Annotated in this window: 10 protein-coding genes; 5 read left to right on the forward strand and 5 right to left on the reverse strand. The window is 41.4% G+C overall.

The window, feature by feature from the left end; all coding sequences use genetic code 11:
- Positions 1-119: 119 nt before the first annotated feature.
- Together speE and ACSLUR_RS05445 are read right to left on the reverse strand one after the other, a co-directional pair.
- On the reverse strand, positions 120-983 hold the full coding sequence (gene speE / locus ACSLUR_RS05440; protein ID WP_448552516.1) for a polyamine aminopropyltransferase: 864 nt from the start codon (positions 981-983) through the stop codon (positions 120-122).
- The gene (locus tag ACSLUR_RS05445) at positions 973-1,935 is read right to left on the reverse strand and encodes an adenosylmethionine decarboxylase (protein ID WP_448552518.1); all 963 of its coding nucleotides are present in this window, start codon (positions 1,933-1,935) and stop codon (positions 973-975) included. Before ACSLUR_RS05445 ends, speE begins: the two co-directional genes overlap by 11 nt.
- 207 nt (positions 1,936-2,142) lie before the next feature.
- Here ACSLUR_RS05445 and speB point away from each other — a divergent pair, with 207 nt between their 5' ends.
- Positions 2,143-3,111 carry an agmatinase gene (gene speB, locus ACSLUR_RS05450; protein WP_448552520.1) on the forward strand — a complete coding sequence of 323 codons (969 nt, stop codon included), beginning with the start codon at positions 2,143-2,145 and terminating at the stop codon, positions 3,109-3,111.
- Positions 3,111-5,069, forward strand: a complete 1,959-nt coding sequence (speA, locus tag ACSLUR_RS05455) for a biosynthetic arginine decarboxylase (protein WP_448552522.1) — start codon at positions 3,111-3,113, stop codon at positions 5,067-5,069. The genes speB and speA overlap by 1 nt, the downstream gene beginning before the upstream one ends.
- Before the next feature lie 281 nt (positions 5,070-5,350).
- Here speA and ACSLUR_RS05460 read toward each other — a convergent pair whose 3' ends face one another.
- Both ACSLUR_RS05460 and ACSLUR_RS05465 read right to left on the reverse strand, forming a co-directional pair.
- Positions 5,351-6,817 (reverse strand): S41 family peptidase, encoded by a 1,467-nt coding sequence (locus ACSLUR_RS05460; RefSeq protein ID WP_448552524.1) that lies wholly within the window; start codon positions 6,815-6,817, stop codon positions 5,351-5,353.
- Positions 6,818-6,962: 145 nt separating this feature from the next.
- On the reverse strand, positions 6,963-7,412 hold the full coding sequence (locus ACSLUR_RS05465; protein ID WP_448552526.1) for a hypothetical protein: 450 nt from the start codon (positions 7,410-7,412) through the stop codon (positions 6,963-6,965).
- 397 nt (positions 7,413-7,809) lie between these two features.
- Between ACSLUR_RS05465 and ACSLUR_RS05470 the strand changes: the two genes are divergently transcribed.
- The gene (locus ACSLUR_RS05470) at positions 7,810-9,120 is read left to right on the forward strand and encodes a methyl-accepting chemotaxis protein (protein ID WP_448552528.1); all 1,311 of its coding nucleotides are present in this window, start codon (positions 7,810-7,812) and stop codon (positions 9,118-9,120) included.
- Between the two features lie 186 nt (positions 9,121-9,306).
- On the opposite strand, the gene ACSLUR_RS05475 is transcribed toward ACSLUR_RS05470, so the two are convergent.
- A complete protein-coding gene (locus tag ACSLUR_RS05475; protein WP_448552530.1) occupies positions 9,307-9,486 on the reverse strand; it encodes a hypothetical protein in 180 nt (59 codons plus the stop codon).
- Positions 9,487-9,824: 338 nt separating this feature from the next.
- Between ACSLUR_RS05475 and ACSLUR_RS05480 the strand changes: the two genes are divergently transcribed.
- Together ACSLUR_RS05480 and ACSLUR_RS05485 are read left to right on the forward strand one after the other, a co-directional pair.
- On the forward strand, positions 9,825-11,129 hold the full coding sequence (locus ACSLUR_RS05480) for a methyl-accepting chemotaxis protein (RefSeq protein ID WP_448552532.1): 1,305 nt from the start codon (positions 9,825-9,827) through the stop codon (positions 11,127-11,129).
- Between the two features lie 332 nt (positions 11,130-11,461).
- Complete coding sequence (locus tag ACSLUR_RS05485) at positions 11,462-13,267, forward strand: mechanosensitive ion channel family protein (RefSeq protein WP_448552534.1); 1,806 nt, start codon at positions 11,462-11,464, stop codon at positions 13,265-13,267.

Here is a 13,267-nt window from a genome sequence, read left to right on the forward strand (position 1 = left end):
GAAAATAAAGTAAAGAGAAAAATTGATAATAAAAAGGGCATTCATTTGAATGCCCTTGTTCGTTATTTGCTAGCTAACTAGTGAATACATACCTAGCGATGGATTATTTCTTATTATCCCTATTTACCATTGCAAATAAGGCCAGCCAATCCTTTTTGCGCAAAGCTAGGCAAGGCAAAAGCGGCGCTGTGAAGTGCAGCGTTGTAGTAGTCAAACTCTAAGCCACTTGCTGCTACACGTGCTGGGTTAAAATCATTAACTGGGTGGTACTTTTTCGAAGCGAAGGTAAAGCTCCACAAACCGCCTGGATAGGTGAGGTTGCTAAAGCTATACAGGTAGTTATTTGGGAATACCGCGTTGAGCACTTTCAGTAACGATTGCTGAATTTCTAGGGCGTACCATGAAGACTCACCTTGTGAAACGACAATGCCATCGTCGGTTAAGCAGCTAAATACATCACGATAAAAAGCTTCGCCAAATAATGGCTGGGCAGGGCCGATAGGATCTGTGCTATCGACAATAATCACGTCGAACTTCTCGTCTGTTTCTTGTACGAACTTAACGCCATCGCCAATAATTAGGTTAATGCGCGGATCGTCTAATGCACTGGCTGTTTGTGGGATATGGGCTTTACAGGCGTCAACTACCATGCCGTCAATTTCCACCATAGTACATTTTTCAACGGATGGGTGACGGATCACTTCACGCGCGGTACCACCATCGCCGCCACCAATCACCAGCACATTTTTCGGGTTAGGGTGCACAAACAAAGGTACGTGGGTGATCATATCGTGGTAAGCAAATTCATCACGTTCAGTGACCATGATCAAACCGTCATTTAGTAGCATTTTACCGTGGCCTTTAGTTTCCACCACATCAACGGTTTGGAATTCGCTTTTGCCAGAAAATAGCACTTTCTCGACTTTAAACTTTAGCCCTAAAAAGTCTTCAAATTTTTCTTCTACCCATAAATTAGAGTGCATGATTTTCTCCTGAAATATCCAGTTCAATTGGCGCTGAAAATTGCTCGCTCGGTAAAATAAAGTTGGCGAAGTTAACTAGGTAGCCATTGGTTAAGGTTTTGCTCACCAGTGATTTACTCACGTATTGCGAGGGGATAGTTGTCTGAATTTGCTCGGCAAAATCAGCTTCATTAAAGCTCATTAAATCAAACGATGCTGGCGCTAATACCGCTAAAATTTGTGGCGCGAGTGCAACCAAATTAAGGTTTGATTCAAACGAGATATAGCTGCTATCGGCCTGTGGCGTGACATGAATGGTTAAATACTCACGGCCTTTAATGGCATTGAGTGAATAACCGTATGGTTCAAACACAAAATCGTCAATTGCAAAGCCCGGTAATAGTTCGTCTATTTTCAAATAAGCGCGGATCTCTTCAGCCGATAAATTTGGCTGGGTTAAATGCTGCGAGGCTTGCTCACTAATTTGATAAGCCAGCAACTCATAAGTTTTATCGCTTTTGTCGGCAACAAAGTCGTTATCGAGATGGAACACATAGTTATGGTGACTGTCCATCTCACCAAAGCGATAGGCTTTACCCGGAAAATGACTGGCAAGCAGCTTAATATCATCACCAAAACAGCTTGGCTGCGCCTGCGCAAAATATTCGTTTTTACGCTGGTAGATAAGATGCGTAATGGCGTCTTTGCCTTGGTGTTTAACAAAGTAATCCACCGAGTTAATTAGCTGAGTGACACCACAGGTAAGAATAAGCATGCGATCATGCCAAACAAACAAGCTGGACTCCGACAATAAGAATGCCTTGCAGTGCTCGTTTTCAATGCTTGATAAAATCTGCGCATGGCAGCAATTGACTAATGCTGCCCAAAATTCATTATCAATATCAGTTAACAAGTTTAATGTATTGGGGTTAACTAATATTTCGGCTTTTTTTTCTGAACCTTCAAAAAACACGACTTGCCCTCTAAAGCAACACGCAAAAAAATGGTGCGGTATTTTACAAATTATTTTGTGGTTTACAACTATGTTTTATCGCCCATTAAATAGCGCTATTGGGCTGTTATTTTAGCTACTATTTGGCGTACTAAAAAATACTATACTTATTCGTGAATTTTTGCATAATTGCGCAAAATTTTGTGAGTTAATATTTGGGTAGAATCAGTGACTAGCTTAAAAACGATCAACACCCCGTTAATTAAGGCACCTGTGCCGTTTGAATGGTCATCTACTGAGTTGGAGATCAATGCAAATACCACCCATTTAATTGGTTTTGAGTTTGATGGCACGGCATGTTTTCGCAAAGGCACTAAACATGGCCCCAATGCGCTACGAGCAGTTTCTGACGGCATTGAGTCATACTCGCCATATTTAGACGATGATTTGGAAAACTACCGCTTTAGCGACTTAGGCAACTTACCGATTGATATAAATATCACCGAAGACACAGATCCCGAGCATATTAAAACGCAATACCTGCAAGCCAACAGTACCTTTAATGAAGTGTTTGCGGATATTTCATTAGCTAAAGACAAGGTACGAGTAGTAACCCTTGGCGGCGAGCATTCTATTTCTTACGCGCCAATCACACGTTATTTACAAGAATACTCTGATCTTGTGTTGCTCCACTTAGACGCCCATGCTGATTTACGGGATGGCTATTTGGGCTATCACTACTCGCATGCTTCGATTATTCGCCGAGTGAGCGACCATTTCACCGAGCAAAACCAGCTGATTCAATACGGTATTCGCTCAGGTACTAAAGAAGAATATGATTGGATGCGTGATAACCAAACCATAATGCAAAGTCGCGCAGACTTTTTGTCGGCGGTAGAAGCGATAGCAGATGACAGACCGATTTATCTAACACTGGATCTAGACTATTTTGACCCCAGCTTTTTCCCTGGCACTGGCACACCTGAGCCGGGCGGTGAAGATTTTCATTCGTTTGTCAGCTTGTGCAAAATTTTACAGCGCAAAAATTTTGTGGGCTGCGACGTGGTTGAGCTTTCACCTGAAATTGACAGCACAGGTAACAGCGATGTGTTTGCTGCCAAAGTGGTACGTGAATTACTGCTTTGTTTAAACTCATGTACTAATTCAGCTGCTGAAAAAACTGTGGAGGCTAACTAATGAGTCGTGATGATTTAGCTACACAAGAATTGTCGAACACCATTACGCCTTGGTCTATTGATGACGCCGAGAAAATCTACCGAGTAAACCGTTGGGGTAACGGTTATTTTGCTATAGGTGAGCAGGGCGATTTACAAGTTACGCCGCGCTACGACCAACCCAACCTAAAAATTAACTTACGTGAAATCGTCGATGAAATGGCCGCAGAGGGCATTGAGTTTCCTGCCGTTATTCGTTTTCACGATATATTACGTTCACAAGTAGAGCGCTTAAATCGCACGTTTCGCAGCACCATTGAAGAGGCGGATTACGAAGGTCGCTACTTAGGGGTATTTCCGGTCAAAGTGAACCAAATGCGTGAAGTCATCGAAGAAATTGTCGATGCCGGTGCGCGTTTTGACTATGGCCTTGAAGCAGGTTCAAAACCAGAGCTTATTGCAGCGCTTGCTTATAACACCAATAAAAACTCACTGACGATCCTTAACGGCTACAAAGACGAAGAGTATTTGCGCCTTGCCTTACTCGGCTTAAAAATCAATCGCAATATGGTGATTGTGGTCGAGAAGTTCAGCGAACTAACCATGCTAATCAAGCTTTCCCAACAGCTTGGCGTTAAACCTATTATTGGACTGCGGGTAAAAATGATGGTGAAAGGTCGTGGTAAGTGGGAAAGCTCAAGTGGTGAGCGCGCTAAGTTTGGCCTGAGTATTGCCGAACTTTTAAATGCCGTGACCTTGCTTGAACAAGAGGGCATGGCCGATACCATAAAGTTACTGCATTTTCATATTGGTAGCCAGCTAACCGATATTCGTGCCATTAAAGAAGCGGTACAAGAAGCGTCTTTGGTTTATTCGCGGCTTGTTAAACAAGGTGTGCCACTGGAATATGTGGATGTCGGTGGTGGCCTAGCTATTGATTATGACGGCTCACAATCCACCAATGATTCCTCCTGCAACTACGGCTTAGAAGAATATATTGCCGATATTGTGTATGGCTTTAAACAAAGCTGTGACTTAGCTGGCGTTGCTCACCCGCATTTAGTAAGTGAAAGTGGTCGCGCCATGACAGCGCATCACTCGTGTGTAGTGACCAAAGTCATTGGTGAAATTCACCCACGCGGCGCCGAGTACAGTACACGTAAAGAAACGGGCGAACATATTATTGTCAGCAATTTACGTGATATCGAAAAAGGCTTAACACAAGATAACTACCAAGAAGCGTTTAATGATATTGCCCAGTTGAAAGAGCAGGCGATGCAAGCGTTTAAGCTCGATGTGCTCTCGCTTGAAGAAATGGCGAAAGTGGAAGTGATGTACTGGCGCACATTGGAAACCATTGATGTGCTGGCGCAGCAACAAGAATTTGTGCCAGAAGAGCTTAAAGAAATTCCAGAAATGCTCTCGTCGCAATATTTGGCTAACTTCTCGGTTTTCCAATCGGCTGCGGACTCTTGGGCAATTGATCAAGTATTGCCGATTGTGCCAATCTCTCGCCATCATGAACAACCCACTAAGCTTTGCAGCCTAGTGGATATCACCTGCGACAGCGATGGCAAAATTGACAAATTCATCGGTGATGAGGCGACAGGCAACCCAATTGCCAGCAATGTACCGCTGCACTCGCTTAACAAAGAAGAAGATTACTTTATTGGTATTTTCTTAACGGGTGCGTATCAAGATGTAATGGGTGATATGCACAATTTGTTTGGCCGTTTAAACGAAGTACATATTGTCAGTTACGATGACGATCCAAAAGACTTTTACATTGAAGAAGTGGTCAAAGGCACGTCAGTCAAGGGTGTGCTATCAACCATGCAATACACGCCAGAGATTATGGCGCAAACGATCAAAAAAGAAATCGACAAGCAAATTCAACGAGGCCAAATTAAGCCACGCGAAGGGGTGAACTGGATCGATTTCTATGAAGATTGTTTAGATGGTTACACCTACCTGAAATAACGTTTCGAGCAGTATTCTTACTTTTTCATGTCTTCTTATACGCCTTGTTCACCAGTTAATTCACTAGTTAAATTTTTCGGCAGTTAAAGAAGACATGAAAAACAATTGTCGAAGTAAAAGCAAAACCTAACCAACTGGTTAAAGAAAAATCTGCTGGCCGAGCATCAAATTATTTAATGTACAGAATTGGTTTGATTCCTGAACAGGCAGGGTAGTTTTTAGAGAAATGTCAGGGAGCATTTAATGCTCCCTTTCCATCGAACAGTTCTAATCGCAATCCCTTAATTTACACTTAAGCTTTTTACCCAAGTCACCACTTGTTCGGTATTGTTAATATCACCATCAAAGAAAAACGTTGGTTTATAACTTTGGTTGTGGGCTCTAAGCCTGTCTCGATACACTTTTTGTGCCAATGAAAATCTGCCTAGGCCACTGGGCAAGTCGATACTGCGTACATCCATATAAACAGTGTCGGCACTTGTTTCTTGACCTATATGGTAAACATTGGGAATGTTAAGCATAAGGTCTGCAAAGTCTAAACAGGCACTACCGCAGCTGCTATCGGTTAACAGTAATACTTTAGGATTATTTGCTGCTTCAATAGGGTTCACATTTTTATTAGTCACACTAGAAGCTTCACTCTCCTCGCTTTGTCTTAGCAATTTTTTCCCCTGTGTAAGGGCATTTTTCATTCTACTTGCTAGCCGCGAAAACTCCTTGTACATATCACTATCTTCACCAAATTGCTGCTTTAGCATTGGCTCAATCGAGGATAGGTAATTGGCGTTGTCTTTACTCACTCGCCAAAGGGCATAACTGTTATCTGGCTGTGCTTGCTGATGCTGCGAAATAACGTCGTCACCATAAATAGCACGCGCAACCTCTACACCCCACTCAGAGTTACCACCACCATTACCTCGCACATCTAACACGAATTGTGCGCTGGATTTAGTCACTAATTTTGTTCTTGCGATTACCGATCTTAGTGCTTCTTGCTCTTCAGCATTCGGGTAAAACTTTGGAAGGCGAAGCCAGTATTGATTATCGCCATATTGCTCAAAACTAAACTGATCAGGAACTAAACTTTTATTAGTTACGTGTTGAACATAGTCAGCGTAATGTGTGTTTTTCCAGCTCAGTTTAATCTCTTTCGCTTCACTTTCTTGTTCAAACTTGCATGAGCTAAAACGGGTTCTATGTCCGATACCATCATCGACTAAAACTTTGGGTGCAAACCAAACTTTTGGGAAATCCAACTTAGGGTTGTTAAAGCGATATTTTAAGACCTCATCGTTGACGATATTTTCAACGGGTATATTGTCACATGAGACCAGTTTTGCCATCTTTTGGGGCATAACTTCTTGATGATTCACATCGACATAATTTGCGCGATAGTCGTTACCGAATTTCTTAATTTGTATACCGGCCCAGCTAATGGTTTTAGGCTGATAACTTAGATTCAAATAGAGGTGGCCATCACTAAAACCAGCGATGTAAGTTTGAATAGTTGTCATTACATCATTAAGTGAAGACGCGGACTTAGAAGCCGTCATTGCTTCTTTATAGCCTTGCTCTAGCCAGTCTTTAAAGTAGGTGTTTTGATCGTCAATATAGCCAGGATGATTATCTTGAATGGTTTGGTAAATATACTTGATATCGGTTTGTAAAACATGAGACCAAAGGGTATCAGCTGAACTGTGAAATGATGCTATGCCGGATAAAAAAAGTAGGGTGTTCCTTATTTTCATTAACGTTAACTTCCTAAAACTAAACAACTTTGATAAGTAAACTACCACAGCCATTGTTAACTGTTAATGTTTGATTTATATGCGATTTGTAGAGAGAAGGTTTACTAAGTGAGGCTCCTTGCATTTAAAGGAGCCTTGAGAAATGTTACTTCATAATAATTTCACGCATTCGGTATTCGCCCGTTAGTGTGCGAACTTCAGGGTATTTAGCGGAAATTTGTTGGGATTTTTTCTGATTGGCTTCGCCCCATTTCTTCATAAAGGCATCATAGCGCTTTTTGTTAGGCTCCATGTCATTGGCTTGTTCAAACACCACCATTAATACCATGTTGAAATGACCACTTTGTGGCAGGTCGCTAGCGTATATTCGCCAATCTTTAATATAGCCAAGCTCTTTTTGAATTTTTACTGCCTTTACCCAACTCTGACTGAGCCCAGCTAGGTAAATATCTTCCATATTTGGGTCAATTTTAACCGTTGTAATTGAAAAAATATCAGTACCTAGGTCGTAGTCTGTAAATACTTTTAATCTCTCTTTGCTTACTGCGGAACAACTAAGCAAAATACTGGCGATAAAAACCATTACTTTTTTCATTGTTAGTCTCCGATTGTTTGAATTTTTGTTTGTTTTAATCTCCTTTACGACACAGCTTCGCCTATTACGCGATCGCGAAAATAGGTTGGAGCAAGTATAGAAGACAAAAATATTATTGCCCGATTGGTCAATATTTAGCGTTTTGATGGCTGGCAAGCAAATGATACGTTCAGTGTTTTTATCTCGAAATTACAGGAAAAGGCATCGATTTGACGGTTAATTGCTTGTTACTTGCTTATTCATAAATCCATATTTTGAACTTGTTGGTACAAAAAGTATTCAAGATGTAATTAAATTGTAACAAAAGGTAGCAATCTTTAATTTATATCAGGAATTTTGATGAAATTGTCTGTATCTTCTCATGCTCGCCCCGTGAGTATAATCATCAAGGATCTGTATGAACTTTTTTCCTAGAACTACAAAAAAAATTGAACACACTGTGACTGCTCAGCAACAAGCCGATATCAAGGCAAGATATATATTAGAGAGCATCAAGAGTTCAACTGCATTTATCGAGTTCACCCCACAAGGCACCATAGTGGATGCAAACAGTAATTTTTTAAATGCGATGGGCTACCGCTTAACTGATATAGTCGGAAAGCATCACAAAATTTTTTGTGAGCCAGCGTATAGCAATTCAAGTGAGTACAGAAACTTTTGGGAAAGACTAGCACAAGGGCATGCTTTTACTGATAAATTCCAACGCTTTACGAAAGACAACCAAGCGATTTGGCTAGAAGCTAGCTATAACCCCGTGAAAGACGAGCATGGCCAGATCATTTCTATCGTTAAAATTGCAACTGATATTACCGACTATGTGCTGGCTGCAGATATTCAAAATGGTGTGGTTTCGGCGTTAAATAGATCGAGTGCGGTAATTTCTTTTGCTCTTGATGGCACCATTCTTGACGCGAATGAAAACTTCCTTCAAACCGTTCAATACTCGCTTCAAGATATCAAAGGAAAGCATCACAAAATATTTTGTTCGAAAGAGCTTGTTGCTAGCCCAGAGTACACACAATTATGGCGACAATTGAACAGTGGGCAGTTTGTGCAAGGCATGTTTGAACGTCGCAATGCCGCTGGTGATGTTGTTTGGCTCGAAGCAAGCTACAACCCAATTTTTGATAACCAAGGCAAATTAATCAGAATTGTAAAATTTGCATCAAATATCACCGACCGCATAGCAAGCGTGAAAAATGCTTCGGAAGCCGTGCAGTCAACAGTTGCAGAAACAGAGCAAGTGTCAGAATTAGCCAAAGGGGTGCTAGATGATTCTGTGGCAACAATGGATGAAATAACTGCCAATGTTGAAAACCTTGCCACTAATATTTCAGGGTTATCGAACCAATCAGATCAAATCAGCGATATTGTTAATACCATTTCGTCGATTGCCGACCAAACTAATTTACTGGCATTAAATGCCGCAATTGAGGCAGCAAGAGCGGGAGATTTAGGACGTGGTTTTGCCGTGGTAGCTGATGAAGTAAGAAGCCTAGCAGCAAGAACAAGTGCATCAACCGCTGAGATCTCTGAAGTGGTTAAGAACAACCAAACAATGACGACTTCACTTTCTCAGGATATTAAATTAACGCAAGAAAAATCAGAAGCTGGCAGTGCATTGATCACGCAAGTAGATGGTGTGTTTAGAGAAATCAATGCTGGTATGTCAGGGATAGTTACAGCGGTGGAAAATCTTTCCAACTAGTCTGGTTAAGTTACGGAAAAATATCGAGCCACAAAATAAGACTTTTAAAAGCGACGATTTATAAAAACGAGAGAGCTTTTATGCTCTCTCGTTGCATTGAGTTTTTCGCTGCATTAAAAAATTCCGAAAATCGCTAAATGGTGGTTATTACTAATCTCCATTTAGCTTAAAATTGCTCGCTGCTAGTTACGAGGCTGCCCTGACATCATCAATTAGCTCAAGTACTTGCTGACCAATTTGGATATTGTTGGCAGAGCCTTGCACTGCTTTTTCCGCACCAGCTTTCATCATGTCAATTTGCTCTGCAACTTCGCTAAAGCGATCGCAGGCGTGTTCGTTTTGACAAATAACATCCGTTAATTGCATGTTGATAATTTCAATGGCAGAGAGAACGTGTTCCAGTTAGCGTATGTAAATCTTGCACATGTATGCCTAAATTTGTTCCCAGTGAAAGAACTAATTGTTGACTGCCTGCGTATAAGCTCAGTTGGAATGTTAAAGAAGAACCCAAGATATTCTGGCCTATGAAAACGGCCAAGCAATATGTTGTATAGGACTCTTCAATGGTTTGACCACCGCTAAATACTCTGCTTTGTCATAAATCTGTAACAGACTCGGTAGAGAATCCCGCGGTCATTTTTTCAACCAGTAATGCTATTTACTGCAATACTTCTTATACCGCTTATTCGTTCTAGGGGAATTATATGAATCTATTTTCTAAGTTTAAAAAAGTTGAACAAGAGATAGCTCCTCAGAATCAGGAAGATTTAAAGGCAAGAAATGTACTGGATAGCATTAAAGACTCAACAGCCTTTATAGAGTTCAAGCCTGATGGCACCATCATTGATGTTAACGATAACTTTCTAAACGTTGTTGGATATACCCGCAATGAGGTGCTTGGCAAACACCACCGCATATTCTGCGATAGGGCTTACAGTCAATCGAGTGACTATCAAAGCTTTTGGCAAAAGTTATCGCAAGGTCAGTCATTTACCGATAAATTCAAACGAATCACTAAGAACAATCAAGAAGTTTGGCTAGAGGCCAGTTATATTCCAGTAAAAGACGAGCAAGGTCAGGTTGATTCAATCGTTAAAATTGCGTCTGATATCACAGAGTTCGTTGAACGAGCGGACACGCAAAATGGCGTGCTTTCAGCGCTGGATCGCTCTACCGCGACAATATCCTTTGCACTTGATGGCACCATTCTCGAAGCGAATGACAACTTTTTGCAAGCCATGCAATACAGCTTGGATGAAATAAAAGGCAAGCATCATAAGATTTTTTGCTCAAAAGAACTTACTTCAAGCCCTGAGTATGCTGAGTTTTGGCGAAAGCTCAACAGTGGTCAGTTTGTTCAAGGCATGTTTGAGCGTCGCACAGCCAATGGCGATGTGGTTTGGTTGGAGGCGAGTTACAACCCTATTTTTGACAATACGGGTAAGCTAGTTCGAATTGTTAAGTTTGCGTCTGATATTACCGCGCGAGTTGCTAACCTGAAAAATGCGTCAGAAGCCGTGCAATCAACTGTTGTAGAAACCGAACAAGTCTCTGAAGTGGCGAAAGAAGTGTTAAATGATTCGGTGAACATCATGGATGAAATTACCGGAAACGTTGAAAACTTGGCTGCTAATATTACTGGATTGGCGAATCAGTCAGACAAAATTAGCGATATCGTCAATACGATTTCATCCATTGCCGATCAAACCAACTTACTTGCGCTAAACGCGGCCATTGAAGCGGCGCGAGCTGGTGAGATGGGGCGAGGTTTCGCGGTAGTTGCTGATGAAGTAAGAAGTTTAGCGGCGAGAACAAGCGCTTCTACAGCGGAAATTTCTGAGGTAGTGAAAAATAACCAAGCAATGACAACATCGTTGAATGAAGATATTCAATTGACACAGGAAAAGTCAGAAGCAGGCGCAGCGCTAATTGCGCAAGTTGACGGGGTATTTAAAGAAATTAATGCTGGTATGCAAGGGATCGTTAGCTCGGTTGATAATCTTTCTTGATGGCTTATCGATTAACCCTTTGCCTTCCTTGTCTTGTTTGTCTCTAACACGACTCCATAGTAATACTAGCGCACGATACCCTAAGTACAGCCATAGTAAAGCCTAATTGCAGCCAAGCTTGACGCAGTAATTAGGCACTTCACATTTTCAGCACTTAGTTAAGCGCTACCCACTTAGACCTTTATTGCGAAGATTACTCTTGGTTTTCAGCGATTAAAATTGCGCGCTTAGCTAAATTACCCAGATCATGTCCTAGACTACTAATAATAAAGATTTTAATCAGTTACCTATTCAATGGGCTGACAAGAAAAATAGTAATTAGGGCCGGGCTTATGCAGTTTAACGTAATTATCACTAGGTTAATGCGCGACGTTATGGCGTCCACGCTTGCTTTTAGCGTGCTTATGCTAACCACACATACACTTGCAATCCCTCTTAAACAAACAAATTCACAATCAAATAAAATTGCAAACGAACAGTCTAGCGAGCAGATAACAGAACGCGTAGATGATCTTCCCGATGATTCTTTGCAGCAGTCAAAAACACCAGTACAGTCGACCAAGTTAGCGCTTGAAATTGAAGCGCTGAAAGCCGAACTGATCGCCTTAACAGAAAGCTTAGGCCAAGCTAAAGGAGATGACTTTAGTGCTATTCAATTGCAGTTGTTTCATAAGAACCTTGAATTAAGGCGCGATATTGACGAAGCGATAAAAAGTGAAACTATTCCCACAGAAGCTCTTCAAGAGCTTGTTAGAAGCCAAGTCCAATATGTTGAAAGTGCGATTAATTTTCTGAATACCAAAACACAAGATGTTTCTGAAAACCTAAGCAATGCGCCTGCTGAGCAAAGATTACTGGTGCTAAACAGCTATGGTGAGCTGCAAGCACTGATTGACCTTATTTATCAGTGGAGCGCAGAAAACATTACTTGGTTAAATGCGTTAAAAGTGGCAACCGTGAATGCGCAAGGAAACTTCAATGTAAAACTGCAGGGTAGAATAAGAATGCTAGCGGCATCAATTAATTACTACCACCGTCAACGCCAAGTGCTGCAACAGCAAATTTCAGCGAGCCCATTATCGGAAAAAGCAAATCTTGAAGTGTCATTGCTAGCAGTGTCGCAGCGATTAACCATTGCACTAAAAAGTCTTAAAGCGATGATTAAATTGGCGAAAAATGCCGGTATTGAAACCTCACAGTATCAGCAGCTAATGTTTGAATCTACGGGGGAGCTAACCTACGAAATTCTCGACTTCAAAGTGCTAGGCGGTATTTTCGCAAACTTGGGAGAAAAATTTGTTAATTGGCTGATGAACAATGGTGTGCAGTATCTGTTTAAACTACTCATCTTCGCATTTATTGTATTTATCGCCAGTAAGCTCGCCAAACTAACCGCAGTTGCAGTTAACCGCGCAACCAGTGCAAAGCAAGTGAACATGTCGCGATTAATGAAAGATTTTTTCGTCAATATGTCGGGTAAGGTGGTATTAATTATCGGCATTATGATTGGCCTGTCACAAATTGGTATTGATATTACCCCAGTGTTAGCAGGTTTTGGTATTGCCAGTATTATTATTGGTTTTGCGCTGCAAGATACCTTGTCAAACTTGGCCTCTGGCATGATGCTGTTAATCTACAAACCTTTTGACGAAGGCGACTTTGTCTATGCAGGCGGCGTTAATGGCAAGGTTAGCCATATGAGTTTGGTGAATACCACAATACGCACATTCGATAATCAAATCATTATTATTCCAAACAGTAAAATTTGGGGTGATGTGATCAAGAATGTGACACAAGAGCGCATTCGCCGCGTTGATATGGTATTTGGTATTGGCTACAAAGACGATTTATTAAAGGCTGAACAAGTATTAGCGGAAATTGTGGCCAGCCACCCGAACGTGCTTAAATCGCCGGAAACTATCATTAAGGTGAATACCTTAAACACTTCGTCTGTTGATTTTATTGTAAGGCCGTGGGTGAAAACCGACTTTTACTGGGATGTTTATTGGGATATTACCAAAGAGGTCAAGCTGCGCTTTGATCGTGAGGGTATTAGCATTCCATTCCCGCAGCAAGATGTGCACTTGCATATGGTCGAACCCGAAAGTTCAACCATAGCGCAAGCACCTGAAACTTAA

The sequence above is a fragment of the Thalassotalea montiporae genome, assembly GCF_053485855.1.

Coding starts and splice junctions, on each gene's coding strand:
- ACSLUR_RS05485 (WP_448552534.1), top strand. CDS start 11,462: ATGCAGTTTAACGTAATTATCACTAGGTTAATGCGCGACGTTATGGCG.
- ACSLUR_RS05480 (WP_448552532.1), top strand. CDS start 9,825: ATGAATCTATTTTCTAAGTTTAAAAAAGTTGAACAAGAGATAGCTCCT.
- ACSLUR_RS05460 (WP_448552524.1), bottom strand. CDS start 6,817: ATGAAAATAAGGAACACCCTACTTTTTTTATCCGGCATAGCATCATTT.
- speE (WP_448552516.1), bottom strand. CDS start 983: ATGCACTCTAATTTATGGGTAGAAGAAAAATTTGAAGACTTTTTAGGG.
- ACSLUR_RS05475 (WP_448552530.1), bottom strand. CDS start 9,486: ATGCAATTAACGGATGTTATTTGTCAAAACGAACACGCCTGCGATCGC.
- ACSLUR_RS05465 (WP_448552526.1), bottom strand. CDS start 7,412: ATGAAAAAAGTAATGGTTTTTATCGCCAGTATTTTGCTTAGTTGTTCC.
- ACSLUR_RS05470 (WP_448552528.1), top strand. CDS start 7,810: ATGAACTTTTTTCCTAGAACTACAAAAAAAATTGAACACACTGTGACT.
- speA (WP_448552522.1), top strand. CDS start 3,111: ATGAGTCGTGATGATTTAGCTACACAAGAATTGTCGAACACCATTACG.